Origin of the sequence: Nocardioides sp., assembly GCF_014360585.1 — a bacterium.
In the GTDB taxonomy this organism is placed as follows: domain Bacteria; phylum Actinomycetota; class Actinomycetes; order Propionibacteriales; family Nocardioidaceae; genus Nocardioides.
Genome location: NZ_JACIXG010000015.1, coordinates 1 through 20,166, shown reverse-complemented (window position 1 = coordinate 20,166; position 20,166 = coordinate 1). Strand labels below are relative to the sequence as shown.

Sequence of the window (20,166 nt, the reverse complement as noted above, 5' to 3'; positions counted from 1 at the left end):
ATGGATATCTTCTCGATCGCTGGTGCGGCCTACCTCGTCGCCGCCCTCCTCTTCATCCTGTCGCTCGCAGGTCTGTCCAAGCACGAGACCGCCTCGCAGGGCTGGCTCTACGGCGTCGCCGGCATGACGCTCGCGCTGGTCGCGACCGTGATCCAGGTCGTCGACGGCGGCACGACCACCGCGGTGATCGTCCTGGTCGCCGCTGTCGCCGTCGGCGCGGTCATCGGCCTGTGGCGCGCCAAGGTCGTCGAGATGACGGGCATGCCCGAGCTGATCGCGCTGCTGCACTCCTTCGTGGGTCTGGCCGCCGTCCTGATCGGCTGGAACGGCCACCTCGAGGCGGCCGCCGGTCACATCCACGGTGGCGCCATCCACTCAGCCGAGGTCTTCATCGGCGTCTTCATCGGTGCGGTCACCTTCACCGGTTCGATCGTCGCCTTCCTCAAGCTCTCCGCGCGGATGAAGTCGGCGCCGTTGATGCTCCCCGGCAAGAACCTCATCAACATCGGTGCCCTGGTCGTCTTCGTGATCCTGACGGTCGTCTACGTCATCGACCCGACGCTCCCGCTGCTGATCGCGGTCACCGTCGTGGCGCTGGCGCTCGGCTGGCACCTGGTCGCCTCGATCGGCGGCGGCGACATGCCGGTCGTGGTCTCGATGCTCAACAGCTACTCCGGCTGGGCCGCGGCTGCCTCCGGCTTCCTCCTGAGCAACGACCTGCTGATCGTCACCGGCGCCCTGGTCGGGTCCTCGGGTGCGTACCTCTCCTACATCATGTGCAAGGCGATGAACCGCTCGTTCATCTCGGTCATCGCCGGTGGCTTCGGCATCGAGGCCGGCCCGGGTGGCGACGTCGACTACGGCGAGCACCGCGAGATCAACGCCGAGGACACCGCCGAGCTGCTCGCCGGCGCCTCGAGCGTCGTGATCACCCCCGGCTACGGCATGGCCGTCGCCCAGGCGCAGTACCCGGTCGCCGAGCTCACTCGCATCCTGCGGGAGAAGGGCGTGGACGTACGTTTCGGCATCCACCCTGTCGCCGGCCGTCTCCCCGGCCACATGAACGTGCTCCTGGCCGAGGCCAAGCTGCCCTACGACATCGTCCTGGAGATGGACGAGGTCAACGACGACCTGGCCGAGACCGACGTCGTCCTGGTCATCGGGGCCAACGACACCGTGAACCCAGCCGCCGCGGAGGACCCCAGCAGCCCGATCGCCGGGATGCCCGTCCTGCGGGTCTGGGAGGCGAAGAACGTGGTCGTCTTCAAGCGGTCGATGGCCGCGGGCTATGCCGGTGTGCAGAACCCGCTCTTCTTCCGGGAGAACACGCAGATGCTCTTCGGTGACGCCAAGACCAAGGTCGACGAGATCGTAGGTGCGCTCGCGCGCGTCAACGCCTGACCTGCTCGAGGGGCTGGTGACGTACAGGATCCTGTACGCCACCAGCCCCTCGCCGGCTCATTCGTAGAGCCGGACGGTGTGCTTGTCGTTGACGACCAGGCGCTCGTCGTCGACCTGCATGTAGATGTCGCGCTGGTTCTCCTTGTCGCCGACCGACTCGACGTCGGGCACGGTCAGCGACCATGAGTCCTCGGTGCTGCGCCACTCCCGGAACGAGATGGTGGCGCGGTCGAGCCGGTAGACGCCGTCGTCGAGCGCCTGGAAGGCATCCTCGTAGCGGTCCTCGCCCATCGGCTTCCCGGCCGCGTCGAAGAGCGCGCCGTTGTCGGTCCCGAAGTTGACCTGCTCGCCCTTGCCGTCGACCTTGACCATCTGCACCGCGGCATAGGGCGTGCCGGTCGAGAACGGGAGCGAGCCGACCTCGCCTGTGGTGTCGTAGATCGGGTATGGCCCGGTCGACGGCATCGTGACGCCCTGGTTCTCGTCGTACGTGCCGGGCTCGATCACCGCCAGCCGGTTGCCGGCGGTCGCGACGACGTCACCGCTCCCGGGCGCATCCCACAGCGCCTTTCCGGTCTTGGCGGAGTAGCCGAAGGTGCGGTCGGCAGCCAGGATGACCAGGTCGTCGTTGGCCTGGTGCTCGATCTCGTAGGACTGCTTGATTCCCTTCCAACCGGGCTGGAGATCGATCTTCCAGACGAGCTCGCCATCAGTGCGTGCGTAGCGAGCGAGGGTGTCACCGTCGAGGGCGTAGACCGCGTCGTCGAAGAGCGTGAACTCCTCGCCCTCGATCTTCCACTCACCCGGATCGGTGGGCTCGCGGACCTTCGCGAGCGTCTCGGCCTTGGCGTCCCAGAGCAGGAAGCGACCGTCGCCCTCGACGCCGTACAGGTAGTGGTCCTCGCTGGTGTCCTTCCACAGGACGTTGCCGTCGTAGTCCCAGACGATGTTGCCGCTGTCGCTGCTGCTGCCCTTCGCCGTGGTCGCGACCGGGCCGTACCAGCTCGCCTCGATCGTCTTGGTCTCCTCATTGACCCAGGCGCCGCCGTAGTCGTGCTTCTCCGGGCGCCACTTCTCCTTGCCCTGGTCGTCGAGCACGACCAGACCTGCCTTGTCCTCGAGGAGGACGATCGTGAAGTCGGGACCGGGCACTGCCCAGCGGACCGTGTCCGTGGCCTTCCAGGCCCAGCTCTGTTCGGGCTCCGAGGTCAGGGCGTCGAGATCGCTGTTGGTCCCCGCCGTCTCGACCATGTCGTCCCCGGAGCCGCCCTTCTCATCGGGACCGAAGATCAGGAAGGCCCCGACCCCGGCGACGACGAGCATGACGAGCGCGGTGAGTCCGCCGCCGACGAGGAGCCAGAGGCCGGTCTCGGACCGCTTCTTCTGCGGCGCGGTGGCGTAGGCGGCACCTGGCGGCGGCGGTGGGATCCACACGTTGCCGGTCGGAGGCGGCGGCGGGGCCCACGCCCCAGGCGGTGGCGTCGTCGGTGGCGGAGGTGGCGGCTGGTCGTCCCGAGGCGGCTGGTTCATGGGGGACATCATGCTCTGGGAACGTCTCCCTGACCAGCGGAAACGTGATGCACGTCTCGCTCGGGTGGATTCTGCGCGGCTCGGGCACGACACCCAGAATGAGCGTCGTGTCCGAGCCGTACGCAGACTCCCTCGAGTCGATCCGCATCCCCCACACCTTGGTGGAGGACGCGCTCGGCTACGTGACCAGCATCGTGGTGACCTCGCTGGGTCTCTACCTGATCCAGACGGTCGGCGCCGTGACCGGCGGGACGGCGGGCCTGAGCCTGCTGGTCAGCTACTGGACAGGGTTGCCGTTCGAGGTGCTGTTCGTGCTGGTGAACCTGCCGTTCTTCGGGCTCGCGCTCTCCAAGAAGGGCGTCTGGTTCACCGTCCGGTCGCTGGGCTGCGTCATCGCGGTCTCGGCGATGACCCGGGTCCACGCCGACCTGCTCCCGCTCTATGGCCTCGACACCATCTACGGCGTGGTGGCCGGCAACCTGCTCGTCGGCATCGGGCTCCTGGTGATCTTCCGCCACGGTGCCTCGCTGGGTGGGTTCAACGTGCTCGCCCTGGTCCTGCAGGAGCGGCTCGACCTGCGGGCCGGGTACGTCCAGATGGGCCTCGACCTCAGCGTCATCCTGCTCGCGCTCGCCGTCGTCTCGCCCGCGACCGTCCTGCTCTCCGCCCTCGGCGCGGTGATCCTCAACATCATCCTGGCCTTCAACCACCGCCCGGGCCGCTACCTCGCCTGACGTAGCCGATGGGTAGCCGTCGAGCGACGTTTTCCGGCAGACGCCACGGTTTGGGCACAGAACGCCAATAACGTGAAACGCCTGAGCGGCGGCTGTCTAGATTTCGCTGGTGCAACTGTGTAGAGAGCGGCCCGGACCGCGTCAGCGCCTGGTGGCGACGTTGATCTTCATCGGTCTGCTGGCCTCCGGCTTGGCTGTGGCGACGGCGTCGCCGGTCGCAGCCGCTCCCGGCGACGGGCTGGCTCAATCGTCGAAGGCTCGCTACGTCGTGGACGTCAAGGCTCGCGAGGTGCGGGCGTCCATCGACCTGACGATCACGAACCAACAGCCGGACCAAGGCAACTCCCGCTACTACTTCAACGCGTACTCGATCTATATCCCGGCGAAGGCCACGAAGGTCAGAGCCTCCAGCAACGGTGTCACGTTGCCGGTGAGCGTGGAACCGGTCCCGGACGACCTCGGGTCGTTCGCGAAGGTGCGCTTCTCGGGCCTGTACTACGGCCAGACGCGCACCATCCGTTGGGGCTACACCATGCCCGCCGCGCCGATCCGGTCGAAGAAGAGCAACGTCCGGGTCGGTGACGGCTACGCCGTCTTCGGGACGGTGGGCGTCGGTGACGACTCGACGGTCGAGGTCGTCGGGCCTCCGGCGATGGAGCTGGAGGCCAGCGACGGAGCGTTCATCAGGAAGGAGACCGGCAAGTCGGTCACCTGGACGGCCTCGAACATCGAGTTCGCCGGCATCTCGCTCCGCGACCCCGAGAAGCACATCGAGCGGACGGTCTCGATCGGTGGCGCCGAGGTCGTCATCCAGGCGTTCCCCGGCGACGAGGAGTGGCTGGACTTCGCGGAGCGGAACATCGCCGAGGCCGTGCCCGTGCTAGAGCGGATCGTCGGCGAGAAGTGGCCCGGGGAGCTGGATGTGATCCGCGAGGACACGAGCTCCGAAGCAACCGGGTACGCCTGGTTCGACTCGGGGGAACGGGAGATCGTCGTCTCGGAGCGGCTCGACGCCCCGACGCTCTACCACGAGCTCACCCATGCGTGGATCGATCACGACACCACCGACGAGCGCTGGATCAATGAGGGGCTGACGGAGGTCATCGCCGTGCGGGTCGCACGAGAGACCGGGGTGAAGCACGAACCTCGCAAGGCTCCGAGGCGGAAGGGCTCAGCGGCGTTCCCGCTGACTGAATGGGGCTTCTTCGGGCAGGCGACCCGGCGCCAGGACGACTATGGGTACGCAGCCGCCTACACCGCGGTGACCGCCATGCTCGAGGACCTCGACGAGAAGCAGTTCACGGCGTTCGTCCGCGACCTCTACCTGGGGCGGACCGCCTATGACGGCCCGGAGGAGGCGGGCTACCAGGGCGGTGGGGCCGTCTGGGGGACCTTCCTCGACCTGGCGGTGAAGCACGGTGCCGACCCGAACATCGACCGGGAGCTCAAGACCTGGGCGCTCAACCGAGGTCAGACGAAGCAGCTCGCGGCGGCGAAGAAGGCCAAGGCGGCGTACGACGTCATCGACGAGGCCGACGGTGAGTGGCTGCCGCCGAAAGGCTTGCGCGAAGCGATGGCGTACTGGAAGTTCGAGGACGCGGCGACGATCCGCGACCTCGCCGGGAAGGCGGCCGAGGAAGCCGGCAAGTTCCAGAGCACCGCGGAGAAGGCCGGTCTGCCTGCATCGACGGCGATGCGGGCAGCGTACGAGTCGGCGAACGTCGCCAGCGAGTACGGAGACGTGGCCACCGCGCTGGCGAAGGCGGCTGAGGTGACCACCTCGGTCGGAGAGGCCTCGGCAGCCGTCGCGGGCTTCCACGGACCGGTGACCGAGGTGGGTGAGCTGCTGCTTCGTCTCGACACGAGGGCGGCAGATGCCAGGAGTGATCTCGATGCCGGAAGGGTGGAACAGGCGGCCGCAACGACAGCTGCCCACACCGCTCGCTCGAAGTGGGTGCTCGTCGCGGGGATCGCGGCGTGGCTGGCGCTGATCAGCGGGGCGTACGGTCTTTTCAGGCTTGTCCGCCGGATCGGAGTCCGCGTCCGGTCGAGGCGGCGGGTGCGCAAGGAACGCCGCGAGCCGCATCGTGACTCGGAGACTGTCGAGAAGGCCGAGGTCGAGATCCCGGCCTGACTGGGGGCCGCAAGATCCCAAAAAGGTCGTACCCGAAGGGGCATGGGACTAAGGTGCCGGGGTGAAGGGCGGTCGAGGAACAGGTCTGCTCCGGCGGCTGGCGGTAGGTCTGGTCGTGCTGGGCGCGCTGGGTGCTGGGCTGGTGACGACCGCGCCTGCGGCGGTGGCGGCGCCTGATGACGGTGTCGGTGAGTCCTCGCGCACCCGCTACGTGCTCGACGAGAAGGCCAAGACCGTCAAGGTGAAGGCCGAGATCACGGTCACCAACCGGCAGCCGAGCACAGCGACGACCTATTACTTCCTGACCGGTCATTCCATCCCGATCCCGGCTGGCGCCAAGAAGGTCAAGGCGACCAGCAACGGCTCCAGGCTCGCGGTGAGCACCGAGAAGATCAAGGGCACCGGGCTGGAGGTGGTCTCGGCGTCGTTCCCGAACCTCTACTACGGCAAGTCGCGCACCATCACCTGGACCTACGAGCTGCGGGGCGCTCCGATCCGCGCCAAGGGGAACCACATCCGGATCGGTGAGGGATACGCGGTCTTCCCCGTGCTCGGCGTCGGCGACGACGACTCGGTCACCGTCGAGGTCGTACTGCCCAAGTCGATGGAGTTCTCCAGCTCGGCTCCGGGTTTCAAGAAGAAGACCAAGGGTGGCACGACGACGTGGAAGGCGACGGGGGGCTTCATCGAGGGCGGCGTCTCTGCGCGCGATCCGAAGGCCTTCGACGAGGCGAAGGTCGCGGTCGGCGACACCGACGTCTCGCTGCAGAGCTTCCCGGGCGACGAGGAGTGGCTCGAGTTCGCCGACGAGAAGGTGACATCGGGACTGCCTGTGCTCGAGAAGCTGATCGGGTCCAAGTGGCCGGGTGGCCTGGACACGATCCGTGAGGACGTCTCCTCCGAGGCGCTCGGGTATGCCTGGTTCGACGAGAACGCCAAGGAGATCGTCGTCTCCGAGGACCTCGACGCGGTCGTCCTCTACCACGAGATGACCCACGCCTGGATCAACCCGAACACCGTCCGAGGCCGCTGGCTGAGTGAGGGACTGACCGAGGTGCTCGCCCAGCGGGCGGCGCAGCAGGTCGGCGCCAAGGGACAGAAGTACCCGAAGGTGAAGCGCCGGAGCAAGGCCTCCTTCGCCCTCCTGACCTGGGACGACGCCAGTCGCGACGTCACTGCCGAGGTCGACTCCTACGGTTATCCGGCGGCCTACAAGGCCGTCTCCGACATCGTCGCGGACCTGTCCGACGAGGAGTTCACGGCGGTGGTGAACGACGCCTACGAGGGTCGCAACGCCTACGACCGGCCGGGCGACAACCTCATCCAGGGCTCGACCAACTGGCGGACGTTCCTCGACCTCGTGCAAGAGCACGACACCGACGCCTCGGCCGAGAAGGCGCTGCGCACCTGGGTCCTTCCGCGCGCGGAGGCGAAAGAGCTCCAGCAACGGGCCGAGGCCCGCAAGACGTACGCCGCCCTCGACCGCGCCAACGGCGACTGGGTGCCTCCCGAGGGGCTGCGCAACTCCATGGCCTCATGGGCGTTCGACGATGCGGCGACCGTGAGCGGGTTGCTCGACGGTGCCAACGCCGGCGCCGCGAAGATCCAAGAGGCAGCCGAGGCGGCGGATCTGCCGGTGTCGTCGGCCGCGAAGGAGGCCTACGAGAGCGCCAACCTCGCCGCCGAGTACGAGTCACTGGCCACCACCCTGCCCAAGGCCGCGAAGGTGACCACCGAGGTCGGTGCGGCCACGGCAGCCGTCGCGGGCATCCAGAACCCGGCCACCGAGCTCGGCGAGCTGGTGCTGCTCCTCGACGCCGGGGCGGCCAGCGCCCGGGCCGATCTGGACGACGGCCAGCTGGACGACGCATCGGCCACTGCCGCCGGGGTGAGCGCCCGGGCCGACTGGGCACTGCTGGTCGGACTGGTCGCGCTGCTGGTGCTCGCCGGTGCGGCGTACGCAGTCTTCCGGGTGCTTCGCAGCCCGTGGGCCCGCCGCCGGCGGGAGGGTCGCCGGCAGCGGCGGGTGAACCGCAAGGCGTTCCTCGCGCAGGTCAAGGAGACGAAGAGGGCGGGCGCTCCGTGGGATCGACCGGAGCCGCCCCGCCCACCCGACGGCCCGCCGCCCTCAGTCGGTGGCGAACTCTTCGGCGTACAGCGCCGCCCCGACGGCCCCCGCGGTGTTGAGGAGTTTCGCCGGGATGATCTCGGTGTCGAGGTCGAGCAGCGGGAGGAATTCCGCCGCTTCCTTCGAGACCCCTCCGCCGACCAGGAATAGGTCGGGCGAGAAGAGCATCTCCAGGTGCTGGTAGTAGTTCTGCAGTCGCTTGGCCCAGTGCTTCCAGGAGAGGTCCTCGCGCTTGCGGGCGATGTTGGAGGCGCGGGTCTCGGCGTCGTGGCCGTCGAGCTCGAGGTGGCCGAGCTCGGAGTTGGGCACGAGCACACCGTTGTAGAGGAGCGCTGAGCCGATGCCGGTGCCGAGCGTGGTCATGATGACCAGGCCGCGACGGCCCTTCGCCGCGCCGTAGCGGACCTCGGCCAGGCCGGCGGCGTCGGCGTCGTTGACCACGTGGACGTCCCGGCCGGTGGCCGCGGTGAAGATCGCGTCCGCGTCGGTGCCGATCCAAGAGTTGTCGATGTTGGCCGCGGAGTGGACCACCCCGTGGCGTACGACGCCCGGGACGGTCACGCCGACCTTCCCGTCGCACTCCGGGAAGTGTGAGAGCAGCTCGACGAAGATCTCGGCGATCGCTTCGGGGGTGGAATGTTCGGGGGTCGGTATGCGTACGCGCTCGGCGGCGAACTCGCCGATCGAGAGGTCGATCGGGGCACCCTTGATGCCGGTGCCGCCGAAGTCGATGCCGAAGGGCAGGCTCGTCGTCATGGACCCATCCTATTTATGAGGCAACTGGTGGCGCGGCCGCGTTGGGGTAACACGCTGTTCGTAGGTCTATCCGGTCGTTATAACGGGCGAGTAGTCCTACGAACGACGTGTTACCCCCTCCTGTGACGCGACGGTCAGCTCTTGACGAGCTCCTGTTCACGCGGGTCGTCGGCGTAGTGGTCGGCGAGGTAGTGCCGCTCCAGGCCCTCGCCCTCGACGTCGACGTTCGGGAGGATCCGGTCGAGCCACTTCGGCAGCCACCAGGCCTTCTCCTTCATCAGGTACATCAGCGTCGGGATCAGCAGCATCCGCACGATGAAGGCATCGAAGATGACCGCCGCGGCGAGCGCGAAGCCCATCGACTTGATGATCGGGTCGTCCATCATGATGAAGCCCGCGAAGACCGCGGTCATGATCAGCGCGGCGGCGGTGACCACCCGGGCCGAGTTGCGGAATCCGTCGACCACGGCCTCCTTGTAGGAGGCGCCGTGGACGTGGGCCTCGCGGATCCGGGTCACCAGGAAGACCTGGTAGTCCATCGCCAGACCGAAGACCAGACCGATCAGGAAGATCGGCATGAAGCTGACGATCGGCTGGCCGGCGAAGATCCCGAACGCACCCTCCTGGAACACCGCCACGGTGACGCCGAGGGTGGCCAGGACGGAGAGGAGGAAGCCGAGCGTCGCGGTCAGCGGCACCAGGATCGAACGGAAGACGAGCATCAGCAGGATGAACGCCAGCCCGATCACGATCGCGAGGTAGGGCAGCAGCGCGTCGTTGAGCTTCTCGGAGATGTCGGACATGATCGCCGACGTTCCGGTGACGGCGAGGTCGGTGCCGGTCTCCTCCTCGAGCGCGCCCTCGCCCTCACGCAGCTCCGCGAGCAGCTCGTCGGTCGCCACGTCCTCCGGCGCCGTCTCGGGCTCGATCAGGATCACCGCACCGTTGTCGTTGCCCGAGGGCGGCACCACCTTGGCGACCCCGTCCATGGAGCCGGCCCACTCGGCGACCTTCGCGTACGCGGCCTGCTTCTCGGCCGGGTCGCCCGACATCTCGCGGGCGTCGACGACCAGCATCATCGGGTCGAGTCGTCCCGGGCCGAAGCCCTCGACGACCAGCTCGACCGCCTGGCGGCGCGAGCTGTCCTCCGGCGCGGTGCTGTCGCTCGGCATACCCAGGTGCAGGTCCTTGAAGGGGATCGCCAGCGCGCCCAGACCGATGATCACGATGAGCACCCAGGCGATGGGGGCCTTGCCGATGAACCGAGCCCAGCGGACACCGTTGTTGAGCACGCGGCCGTTGGCCTCGCGCTTGGGCCGGTAGTGGCGTACGGACAGGCCGAAGGCCTTCGACTTGAACAGGCCGAGCAGGGCGGGGACCAGGGTCAGCGCCACCAGGACGGCGACCACGACGGTCGCCGCGGCGCCGATGCCCATGGCGGTCAGGAACGGGATGCCGACCACGCTGAGCGCGGTGAGCGCGATGACGACGGTCAGGCCGGCGAAGACGACGGCCGAGCCCGCGGTGCCGACGGCGATGCCGATGGCCTCCATCCGGTCGTCGGTGTGGTCGAGCTCGCTGCGGTAGCGAGCGAGGATGAACAGCGCGTAGTCGATCCCGACGGCGAGGCCGATCATCGTGGCCAGCATCGGGGTGGTCGAGGAGACCTCGGTGAACGCAGTCAGCGCGGTGATGCTGAGGGTGCCGATGGCGACGCCGACACCGGCGGTGAGGATCGGGAGCCCGGCCGCCACGAAGGAGCCGAAGGTCAGCAGCAGGATGAGCAGGGCGAGCGCGATACCGACCAGCTCGGCGCTGGCGCTGCCCATCTCCATCACCTGCATGCCCTGGCCGCGCACCTCGACCTGGAGTCCGGAGTCGTCGGCCGCCTGCTCGACGACGTCGGTGACCTCCTGCTGCATCTCGGGCGTCACATCGGCGACCTCGACGTCCTCGAACTCGGTCGAGATCAGGCCGATCCGGCCGTCCTCGGACAGGGTCGGCTGAGCCTCGAGCTGGCCGAGCAGCATCTGCAGGGCCTGCTCGGTCGGGACCTGCTGCCCACTCTCGGCGGACATCGCCTCGGCGTACGCAGGAGCGGCCGTCTCGGCCTGCTCCGAGGTCCAGATGTAGGAGATCTGGTCGGGAACGTCCTCGAGCGCGGCGAGGTCCGCGACGATCTCGGCCACGGCCTTCTGGTTCTCCGGGGTCGTGAGCGTCTCACCCTCAGGAGCTGCGACGACGACCTCGATGGAGGCGGCGTCGAGCACCGAGCCACCCTCGGTGCCCATGATCTCGGGCAGCTCCTCGGCCGCCTCGACCGACTCGAGGCCGGGCATGCTGAACGTGGTGGACATCGGCTTGGACATCGTGGTCGCCACCGCGCCGACGCCGATGATGACGATCAACCAGACGGCGACGAAGATCGGCCACCGCCGGTAGGCGGTCTTTCCGAGCCGATAGAGCAGCTTGGCCATGACAGGGTTCCCCTTGGTCAGTTGTCAGAACAGATCGACGAGGTCGTCGAAGATCCGGGTGAAGTGGTCGGCGACGGTGCCGGCCGCCGGGTTGGCTAGGTAGGCGTCGAGCGAGGCGTTGAAGACCACGATCACGAGATGCAGGACCACGCCCGCGAGCTCGGGGGTCATCTGGTCACCGTCGCGCTCGGAGATCAGCTCCGCGAGCCGAACGACGATCTGCTCGAAGCGCGTGCGGGCCGCATCCAGCACGTGCTTGTCCGTGGTGAGGATGTGGCGGACGAGGACGAGCTCGTCGTGATCGATGGGCTCGGCATCGAGCACCGTGCGCACCAGCGCGCCGAGGTCGCGGCCGACATGTCCGGTCGGACCGCCGCTGAGGAAGGTCTCGAGCAGCTCCGGGTCGGGCTCCTGCTCAGGGCCGAGGACGGCGTCCATCTTGCTCGGGACGTGATTGAACAACGTACGCCGCGAGACACCGACGCGGTCGGCGAGATGATCCATCGTCCAGCCGTCGAAGCCGAACTCGTCGGTCATCTCGAGCGCCGCCCGGTGGATCGCCGCCGCGGCGTCGTTGGCCGGCCGCATCAGAACGTTGCACTTTCTCTCACAGAGTGCATTTTTGCACTCTGGGGGTATTGAGTGCAAAAAATGTGGCCAGGTTCACTGGTCGCCCATCCCCAACGGAGCGAGGTCCTAGACTGTGCCCCCATGGGGCCCGGCGTACCTGAAACCACTCGACAGCGGATCCTCGATGCCGCTGTCGAGATGACCACCGAAGCAGGGTGGGCGAGCGTGACGATGTCGCGCATCGCGGAGCGATGCGGGGTCAGCCGACAGACGGTCTACAACGACATCGGCGCCAAGCCGGCGCTCGCGAAGTCGCTGATCCTGCGTGAGCTGGAGCAGTTCCTCGCGGGCGTGAGCTCGGCCTTCGACGAGGAGGACGACTTCCTCCGGGCGATCCGCCAGGCGACGTACGCCGTCCTCGACCGTGCCCAGGACAACAAGCTGCTGCACGCGGTGGTCTCGGCGACCCACGGCGCCGACACCGAGCTGCTGCCCTATCTGACCAGCCACAGCGAGGGGCTGCTCGGCTATGCGACCGAGATCATCCACGAGCACATCAGGAAGTTCGACCACGGGCTGAGCGACGATCAGGCGGATGCCGCCATCGAGATGACGGTGCGCGTGGTGCTCAGCCATGTCATGCAGCCCACCAAGTCACCCGGCGAGACCGCCGACGACATCGCCTGGCTGATGTCGCGGGTGCTGCGTGCGTGAGCCGGACGTCTGAGTTTCCGACGAGTTGGGGTTACCGGCGAGTTGGGCGGTCACCAGCCCTCGCCTAATCTTCCTGCGGGGAGGTGGACGGATGCGATTGGTCTCGTTGAGAGCGGCCGCCGCGATCGGGGCGGTCCTCGTGGTGACCCTGGCCGCCTGTGCGGGCGAGCCGTCGAAGCCGGGTTCTCCCAGCAGCAGCCCGAGCGTGGAGGCCAGTGAGTCCGCCACGGCCGACAGTCCCGTCGCCGACCCGTCGCACGCCGTCGACATGCCCGGCAAGCGCGAGGGGACGCTCCACTCCACCGACCTGCTGATCCTCTCCGAGGAGACCCTCTCGGCCGGCGACGTCAAGAAGGTCCGCGGCCTCGACGGAGTCTCCGGAGTCGAGCAGATCTCGTTGGCCCAGGTCAGCGTGCAGGGGCGACTGGTCAAGGTGGTCGCGGTCGACCCGTCGACCTACCGCAACTTCGCCCCCTTCCAGAGCGCCGACTCCGACGAGGTCTGGCAGCGCGTCGCCGGGGGCGAGGTCGCGATCGACCCCGAGCGCCAGGACGAGCTCCCGGCCGACAAGGACGGCTTCGTGACCCTCGGGTCCAGCAAGGACGCGACCTCGGTCCACGTCGGTGCCTACGCACCGCAGCCGCCGGGCCTCGCGGCAGCCGTCGTCAACCACAAGTGGGGCGAGGAGATGGGCATGGAGAAGGGCAATGCGCTCATCGTCTCCACCGCCGCCATCGCCCCCAACCGGGTCGTCAAGCCGATCCAGGAGATCGTCGGCGAGGACGCCTCCGTCCAGCGCCTCGACGTCGTCGCGCGCGCCGGCCTGGACCCGAACGCACCTCAGCAGGCCCACGTCGTCGGCACCGTCGCGGAGGCCGTCGGCAACTTCACCTACCGGGCCAACGGCGATGGCACCATCACGCCCGCCGCGAGCTGGGTGAGCTCCCACATCGTGACCGCACAGGTCCCGATCCTCGGCTCGGTGACCTGCAACAAGGTGATGGTCCCGCAGCTGCGCGCGGCGCTGCAGGAGGTCGTCGACCGGGGCCTGGCCAAGACGATCGACCCGAAGCAGTACGCCGGCTGCTACTACCCCCGCTTCATCGCCAACAGCACCCAGCTCTCCAACCACGCCTTCGGCACCGCCGTCGACCTCAACACCGCCGGCAACCAGCGCGGAACCGTCGGCGAGATGGACCGCACCGTGGTGGCGATCTTCGAGCGCTGGGGCTTCACCTGGGGCGGCAACTGGAAGTGGACCGACCCCATGCACTTCGAGATGAACCGGATCGTCAAACCCGGCTAACCCCGGGTTAGTGCCCAGCCGCTTGGGTGGTCGGCTCTACGCTGGGGCACGTGACGATCCTCGATGACGCCCGCCCGGGCATGGACGACAGCATCCGACCCCAGGACGACCTGTTCGGGTTCGTGAACGGCACCTGGCTCCGGGAGGTCGAGATCCCTTCCGACCGGTCCAGCTGGGGGCCCTTCGTGATGCTGGCCGACCAGGCCGAGAAGCACGTGCGCGAGATCATCGAGGAGCTCGCGGCATCGGGCGGCGAGCCCGGCAGCGACGCCCAGAAGATCGGTGACCTCTTCGCGAGCTTCATGGACGAGGCGGCGGTCGCCGAGCGCGGCGTACGACCTCTTGATGGCCTGAGAGCTGCCGTCGACGGCCTCCGCGACGCCGACGACCTGGCGGCGTTCCTGGGCGAGGTCGAGCGGATCGGCGGGCACGGGCTGTTCGGGTCCTACGTCGACAACGACGACAAGCAGTCCGACCGCTACATCTTCAACCTGCTCCAGGGCGGCCTCGGCCTGCCCGACAAGGACTACTACTTCGACGAGAAGTTCGCCGAGGTGCTGGGGAAGTACGCCGACTACCTGACCCGCCTCTACGAGCTCGCCGAGCACCCCGACCCGCGCGCGGCCGCCGAGACGATCATCCGGATCGACACCCGTCTGGCCGAGGGCCACTGGGCGCGCGAAGAGACCCGGGACAAGCAGAAGACCTACAACCTGCTGACCTTCGCCGAGCTGCGTGAGCTGGCCCCCAACTTCAACTGGGACGCGTACATCCGCAACCTCTCCGGCTCGAAGCTGGACACCGACGCCGCGCTCGGCGAGGTCGTCGTCCGGCAGCCGTCCTACTTCGCCCACCTCTCCGCAGTGCTCGGCGAAGTCGACATCGACGACTGGAAGCTGTGGCTCTACTTCCACGTGCTCCGCTGGGCAGCGCCCTACCTGACCGACGACTTCGTCGAGACCAACTTCGACTTCTACGGCCGCACCCTCAACGGCACCCCTGAGCTGCGCGAACGCTGGAAGCGCGGGGTCGCGATCGTCGAGGGTGCGCTCGGGGAGGCGGTCGGCAAGGAGTACGCCGCGCGCCACTTCCCGCCCGAGGCGAAGGCGGAGATGGACGAGCTGGTGGCGAACCTGCTGGCCGCCTACCGCAAGTCGATCTCCGAGCTCGACTGGATGGGCGAGGAGACCAAGCAGAAGGCTTACGAGAAGCTCGACAAGTTCACGCCGAAGATCGGCTACCCCTCGAAGTGGCGCGACTACTCGGGGCTGACCATCTCCAAGGACGACCTGATCGGCAACGTCTCGGCTGCCTCGGTCTTCGAGACCGACCGGCAGCTCGGCAAGCTCGGCCAGCCGGTGGACCGCGACGAGTGGTTCATGCTCCCGCAGACGGTCAACGCCTACTACAACCCCGGCACCAACGAGATCTGCTTCCCGGCAGGCATCCTGCAGCGTCCGTTCTTCGCGCTGGACGCCCATCCGGCGGAGAACTACGGCGGCATCGGCGCGGTGATCGGCCACGAGATCGGCCACGGGTTCGACGACCAGGGTGCGCAGTTCGACGGCGACGGCAACATGCAGGACTGGTGGTCGCCGGAGGACAAGGCGGCCTTCGAGGTGAAGACCAAGGCGCTCATCGCGCAGTACTCGGCGCTTTCGCCGCGGGACCTGCCCGGCGAGTTCGTCAACGGTGCGCTGACCGTCGGTGAGAACATCGGCGACCTGGGTGGCCTGACGATCGCGCACACCGCCTACCTGCTCGCGACCGAGGGTGCCGCCAGCGCTGGCGACCGGCAGCGGCTCTTCCTCAACTGGGCCTATGTGTGGCGTACGGTGCGACGCAAGGAGCAGGCTCGGCAGTACCTCACGATCGACCCGCACAGCCCGCCGGAGCACCGTGCCAACATCGCACGGAACCTGGACGAGTTCCACGAGGTCTTCGGCACCGTTCCGGGCGACGGCCTCTGGCTCGATCCCGAGGAGCGCGTGCGGATCTGGTGACATGCCCCCGGGCGTGTTTGGTTAATTCTTGATAACAAGGTAAAAGAGTTACGCGGGGCGGCCGGTTCATGGACCTGCATTGCAGGAACTTGTTCGGCCGCGGGCCCGATTTGGATGGAAGGATCCCGTCCAATCCTGGTCCTGATCTCGAGGAGAACCCCCATGCGTAGACTCGTTCGAGCGGCCGGTGCCACCACCGCCGTCGCTGTTGCAGGAACTGCCCTCATCGCCTCCTTCGGAAGCCCGGCCGGTGCCACTCCGGCCGCCTCCACCATCACGCCGACGACCCTGGCGGCCCAGAAGGTGATCGACGACGAGTCGGTCGCGGACCGGGCCGTCAAGGCGCTGGCGAGCAAGCCGTCGACATGGAAGGTCGGCGCCGGCCAGGAGCTCGAGCCCGTGGTGACCCTGAAGGACACCGACGGGTCCACCCACGTGCGGATGAACCGGACGTACGAGGGGCTCGAGGTCGTCGGCGGCGACCTGGTCGCCCACCAGACCAAGTCCGGCGCCGTCACCTCCGTCTCCCAGGGGCTGACCGAGGTGCTCGACCTTTCGGTGAAGCCCGCCGTCACCGGTGCCGCGGCGACCAAGGCCGCCCTGACCCTGGACAAGATCACCAAGACGATCACCGGTCTCAAGGCCGACAAGAAGCACGCGCCCGAGCTCGTCGTCGACGCGGTCGAGGGCTCGCCGACCCTGGCGTGGCGGGTGACCACCACCGGGAAGCACGACGACGGCACGCCTTCGCGCCTCGCGACCTACGTCGACGCGGCCAGCGGCAAGGTGCTGCGCCGGGTCGAGGGCATCCACACGATCGACGGCGAGGGCAACACCCTCTACTCAGGGACCGTCCCGCTGCAGGTGAAGCAGAACGGCTCGACGTACGAGCTGCGCGACGAGACCCGCGGCGGCACCTACACGACCGACATGAAGAACGCCGAGGACACCATCTTCTGCACCATCTTCGGGTTCGGGTGCTCGGCGGGGACGGTGGTCACCAGCCCGACCACGACCTTCGGCAACGGCTCCAACGCCGACCGGGCGACCGCCGCGGCCGACGCTCAGTACGGCACGAACGTCACCTGGGACTACTTCAAGAACGTCCACGCCCGTGACGGCATCTTCGGCGACGGATCGGGCTCCTTCAACCGGGTCCACTACGGCAAGAACTACGTCAACGCCTTCTGGGACGGCGAGAAGATGACGTACGGCGACGGTGACGGCGTCGGCTACGGGCCGCTGGTGTCGCTGGACGTCGCCGGCCACGAGATGACGCACGGCGTCACCGAGAACACCTCGGGCCTGGAGTACTCCGGTGAGTCAGGCGGCCTCAACGAGGCGACCTCGGACATCTTCGGGACGATGGTCGAGTTCTACGCCGACAACGCCGAGGACCCGGGCGACTACCTGATCGGTGAGTCGTTCATCCTCGACGGCGGCGACCCGCTGCGCCGGATGGACAACCCGTCCTCCGACGGCAAGTCGGTCAACTGCTGGTCGTCCTCGACCGGTGGCCTCGACGTCCACTACTCCAGCGGTGTCGGCAACCACTTCTTCTACCTGCTCGCCGAGGGCTCGGGGTCGAAGACGTTCGGCGGGGTCGCTCACTCGAGCACGACGTGTGACGGCTCGACGATCACCGGCATCGGGCGCGACAAGGCGGAGCAGATCTGGTTCCGCGCCAACTCGACCTACTTCACCTCGACCACCGACTACGCCGGCGCGCGCGACGCGACGGTGCAGGCGGCGTCCGACCTCTACGGGGCCTCCAGCGCCGAGGTCGCAGCGGTCGAGGCGGCGTGGAACGCGGTTTCGGTGAGCTGATCGCGGTCAGACAGGCTGCGATGGTCCGGATCGATGGCGCCGTCTCGTCAGTAGACGGCGCTTTCGTCCGCATCGGGTAACTAAAGTACGAATTCGGGCGTGTGGTTAGGCCGGTGTGGCTATAGGACGCATACTGGAGATGCCGAGCCGGTTCTGCGGGTCCCCGTGGGGGAGGACCAACAGCGCCGGCTCGGCGTTGCTTTTCCTCCAACCGGTCCCGGCTTTCTACCGTCGACGAGAGCGGCCGGGGCAAGACCACCCTGCTCCACGTCCTCGTTCCCGTCGCTGCGCGACGTACGCCTGCCGGCCTGCAGATGCTGGACGATCTCGCCGACTGGCCGCGGCTGCCGTTGGGCGACTCCGTCGGTGGTCCCTGATAGACCTGTGGTCATGACTGATCCGGCTGGCGACGTACGTTCTCGTGCTGAGGCGCATCTGCAGGCCCTGGTGGGGCGCGACGACGCCTCGCTGCGTGAGGACCAGTGGTCGGCGATCTCGGCGCTCGCCGTCGAGCGTCGCCGGGCACTGGTCGTGCAGAAGACCGGCTGGGGGAAGTCGGCGGTCTATTTCGTGGCGACGCTGCTGCTGCGTGAGGCCGGCCTCGGTCCGACCGTGATCGTCTCGCCGCTGCTCGCGCTGATGCGCAACCAGATCGCGGCCGCGCAGCGCGCCGGGATCCGGGCGGTGACGATCAACTCGACCAACCCCGAGGACTGGGTCGCGATCGAGGCGGCCATCCACGCGGGCGAGGTGGATGTCCTGCTGGTCTCCCCCGAACGGCTCAACAACCCGAAGTTCCGCGACGCGGTGCTACCTCGGCTGGCGGCCGAGTGCGGCCTGCTGGTGGTCGACGAGGCCCACTGCATCTCCGACTGGGGCCACGACTTCCGGCCCGACTACCGCCGGATCCGTACGCTGCTCTCCGATCTTCCCCCCGGGATCCCGGTGCTCGCGACGACGGCGACCGCCAACGAGCGGGTGACCGCGGACGTCGCCGAGCAGATGGGTTCGGATGTTCTCGTACTACGGGGCTCGCTGGATCGGGAGTCGCTGCGGCTCGGGGTGGTCTCGTTGAAGACCCCCGAGCAGCGGTTGGCTTGGCTCTCCGACCACCTCGCTGAGCAGCCGGGGTCGGGCATCGTCTACTGCCTGACCGTGGCCGCGACCGAGGAGATCGCCGACTACCTGCGCTCGCGCGGGCACGATGTGGCGGCCTACTCGGGGCGTACGGAGGCCGCGGAGCGGGCCGCGCTGGAGGAGTCGCTGGCGGCGGGCAAGGTGAAGGCGCTGGTGGCGACCTCGGCGCTCGGGATGGGCTTCGACGCGACGCTCGGGTTCGTGGTCAACATGGGCGCCCCGTCCTCGCCGGTCTCCTACTACCAGCAGGTCGGCCGCGCCGGCCGCGGCACCTCGGACGCCTCCGTCGTGCTCCTTCCGGGCGTCGAGGACCGCGACATCTGGGCCTACTTCGCATCGCTGGCCTTTCCTCGTGAGGAGCAGGTGCGCCAGACCCTGGGAGTCCTGTCCGAGGCAGGACGGGCGCTCTCGACCCAGGCGCTGGAGACGTACGTCGACCTGTCGCGGTCCCGCTTGGAGCAGATGCTGAAGGTGCTCGATGTCGACGGCGCCGCCCGCCGGGTCGGCGGTGGCTGGGAGGCGACCGGTGTTCCGTGGGAGTACGACGCGGAGCGGTATGCGCGGGTCGCCGAGGCCCGGCGCCGGGAGCAGGACGCGATGCTCGCCTACATCTCGACGGACCAGTGCCGGATGCGGTTCCTGCGCGAGCAGCTCGACGACCCCGGTGCTGTCGACTGCGGCCGGTGCGACAACTGCGGTGGTTTCGAGGTGACGTCGTCGGTGTCGGAGGGAGCGGTGGAGGAGGCCTCGGCGCGGCTGGCGCGGCCCGGGGTGGTCGTGGAGCCCAAGAAGATGTGGCCCACCGGCCTCGACCGGCTCGGCATCGCCCTCAAGGGCAAGATCAAGCAGGGACCGCTCGAGGGACGCGCCGTCGCGCGACTGACCGACCTCGGCTACGGCCAAGCGCTGCGCGACCTCTTCCGCGAACCCGCCCAGGACGGCCCGGTGCCCATCCCGCTGGTGAAGGCGGTCGTGGAGGTCCTCGGCGACTGGCGCCCCGTGGTCAGCGGCATCGTCTACGTCGAGTCCGCGACCCGTCCCACCCTGACCCGTGACTTCGCCGAAGGCCTCGCGCGCTACCTACGCGTCCCCGTCCTCGGCTCGTGGGCCATCGTCGACCCCGACGTCGCCCCCGGCCAGGGCGCCGCCAACTCCGCCCAGCGCGTCGCCGCCGTCGGCCGCCGCTTCTCCTTGAACGCCGAGGTCCCGCCCGGCGCCGACGTACTCCTCGTCGACGACCGCGTCGCCACCGGCTGGACCGTCACCCTCGCCGCCCGCGCCCTCCTCGACGCCGGCGCCGCCACCGTCCACCCCCTCGTCCTCGCCACCACCACCTGACCTTGCCCCACCGCTGGTCGAGCCGCCGGAGCCGCTAGGCGGAGGCGTGTCGAGACCAACACAGTCGGCTCGAGCGCCGAGGGCACTGTGTTGGTCTCGACACGCTCGCTC

At 68.4% G+C, this 20,166-nt stretch carries 12 protein-coding genes; 8 read left to right on the top strand and 4 right to left on the bottom strand.

The features are described from left to right. Positions 1-1,401, top strand: a complete 1,401-nt coding sequence (gene pntB, locus H5T77_RS07345; RefSeq protein ID WP_292647040.1) for a Re/Si-specific NAD(P)(+) transhydrogenase subunit beta — start codon at positions 1-3, stop codon at positions 1,399-1,401. A gap of 57 nt (positions 1,402-1,458) precedes the next feature. Here the strand turns inward: pntB and H5T77_RS07340 are convergent, their stop codons facing one another. Beyond that, a complete protein-coding gene (locus H5T77_RS07340; protein ID WP_292647037.1) occupies positions 1,459-2,931 on the bottom strand; it encodes a hypothetical protein in 1,473 nt (490 codons plus the stop codon). Positions 2,932-3,029: 98 nt separating this feature from the next. On the opposite strand from H5T77_RS07340, the gene H5T77_RS07335 reads away from it, so the two are divergent. Then, the gene (locus H5T77_RS07335; RefSeq protein WP_292647034.1) at positions 3,030-3,665 is read left to right on the top strand and encodes a YitT family protein; all 636 of its coding nucleotides are present in this window, start codon (positions 3,030-3,032) and stop codon (positions 3,663-3,665) included. 109 nt (positions 3,666-3,774) lie between these two features. Then, positions 3,775-5,799 carry a hypothetical protein gene (locus H5T77_RS07330; protein ID WP_292647031.1) on the top strand — a complete coding sequence of 675 codons (2,025 nt, stop codon included), beginning with the start codon at positions 3,775-3,777 and terminating at the stop codon, positions 5,797-5,799. 2,128 nt (positions 5,800-7,927) lie between these two features. On the opposite strand, the gene ppgK is transcribed toward H5T77_RS07330, so the two are convergent. The 3 genes from ppgK to H5T77_RS07315 all read right to left on the bottom strand — a co-directional run bounded on the left by ppgK (position 7,928) and on the right by H5T77_RS07315 (position 11,748). Beyond that, positions 7,928-8,683 carry a polyphosphate--glucose phosphotransferase gene (gene ppgK, locus H5T77_RS07325; protein WP_292647028.1) on the bottom strand — a complete coding sequence of 252 codons (756 nt, stop codon included), beginning with the start codon at positions 8,681-8,683 and terminating at the stop codon, positions 7,928-7,930. 134 nt (positions 8,684-8,817) lie between these two features. After that, positions 8,818-11,160 (bottom strand): MMPL family transporter, encoded by a 2,343-nt coding sequence (locus H5T77_RS07320; RefSeq protein ID WP_292647026.1) that lies wholly within the window; start codon positions 11,158-11,160, stop codon positions 8,818-8,820. Positions 11,161-11,184: 24 nt separating this feature from the next. Beyond that, the gene (locus H5T77_RS07315) at positions 11,185-11,748 is read right to left on the bottom strand and encodes a TetR/AcrR family transcriptional regulator (RefSeq protein WP_292647024.1); all 564 of its coding nucleotides are present in this window, start codon (positions 11,746-11,748) and stop codon (positions 11,185-11,187) included. Between the two features lie 123 nt (positions 11,749-11,871). Here H5T77_RS07315 and H5T77_RS07310 point away from each other — a divergent pair, with 123 nt between their 5' ends. The 5 genes from H5T77_RS07310 (at position 11,872) to H5T77_RS07290 (ending at position 20,055) form a co-directional block, all read left to right on the top strand. Beyond that, positions 11,872-12,444, top strand: a complete 573-nt coding sequence (locus H5T77_RS07310; protein ID WP_292647022.1) for a TetR/AcrR family transcriptional regulator — start codon at positions 11,872-11,874, stop codon at positions 12,442-12,444. 91 nt (positions 12,445-12,535) lie between these two features. Next, the gene (locus H5T77_RS07305) at positions 12,536-13,750 is read left to right on the top strand and encodes a M15 family metallopeptidase (RefSeq protein ID WP_292647021.1); all 1,215 of its coding nucleotides are present in this window, start codon (positions 12,536-12,538) and stop codon (positions 13,748-13,750) included. Positions 13,751-13,800: 50 nt separating this feature from the next. Next, on the top strand, positions 13,801-15,753 hold the full coding sequence (locus H5T77_RS07300) for a M13 family metallopeptidase (protein ID WP_292647020.1): 1,953 nt from the start codon (positions 13,801-13,803) through the stop codon (positions 15,751-15,753). A gap of 162 nt (positions 15,754-15,915) precedes the next feature. After that, complete coding sequence (locus H5T77_RS07295; protein ID WP_292647018.1) at positions 15,916-17,580, top strand: M4 family metallopeptidase; 1,665 nt, start codon at positions 15,916-15,918, stop codon at positions 17,578-17,580. A gap of 390 nt (positions 17,581-17,970) precedes the next feature. After that, entirely contained in the window at positions 17,971-20,055 is a 2,085-nt protein-coding gene (locus tag H5T77_RS07290) for a RecQ family ATP-dependent DNA helicase (RefSeq protein ID WP_292647015.1), read from the top strand. The last annotated feature ends 111 nt before the right edge of the window (positions 20,056-20,166 follow it).

Bases quoted from the DNA above. Each gene is read 5' to 3' on its own strand.
- pntB (WP_292647040.1), top strand. From the start codon at position 1: ATGGATATCTTCTCGATCGCTGGTGCGGCCTACCTCGTCGCCGCCCTC.
- H5T77_RS07340 (WP_292647037.1), bottom strand. From the start codon at position 2,931: ATGAACCAGCCGCCTCGGGACGACCAGCCGCCACCTCCGCCACCGACG.
- H5T77_RS07335 (WP_292647034.1), top strand. From the start codon at position 3,030: ATGAGCGTCGTGTCCGAGCCGTACGCAGACTCCCTCGAGTCGATCCGC.
- ppgK (WP_292647028.1), bottom strand. From the start codon at position 8,683: ATGACGACGAGCCTGCCCTTCGGCATCGACTTCGGCGGCACCGGCATC.
- H5T77_RS07320 (WP_292647026.1), bottom strand. From the start codon at position 11,160: ATGGCCAAGCTGCTCTATCGGCTCGGAAAGACCGCCTACCGGCGGTGG.
- H5T77_RS07315 (WP_292647024.1), bottom strand. From the start codon at position 11,748: ATGCGGCCGGCCAACGACGCCGCGGCGGCGATCCACCGGGCGGCGCTC.
- H5T77_RS07310 (WP_292647022.1), top strand. From the start codon at position 11,872: ATGGGGCCCGGCGTACCTGAAACCACTCGACAGCGGATCCTCGATGCC.
- H5T77_RS07305 (WP_292647021.1), top strand. From the start codon at position 12,536: ATGCGATTGGTCTCGTTGAGAGCGGCCGCCGCGATCGGGGCGGTCCTC.
- H5T77_RS07295 (WP_292647018.1), top strand. From the start codon at position 15,916: ATGCGTAGACTCGTTCGAGCGGCCGGTGCCACCACCGCCGTCGCTGTT.
- H5T77_RS07290 (WP_292647015.1), top strand. From the start codon at position 17,971: ATGACTGATCCGGCTGGCGACGTACGTTCTCGTGCTGAGGCGCATCTG.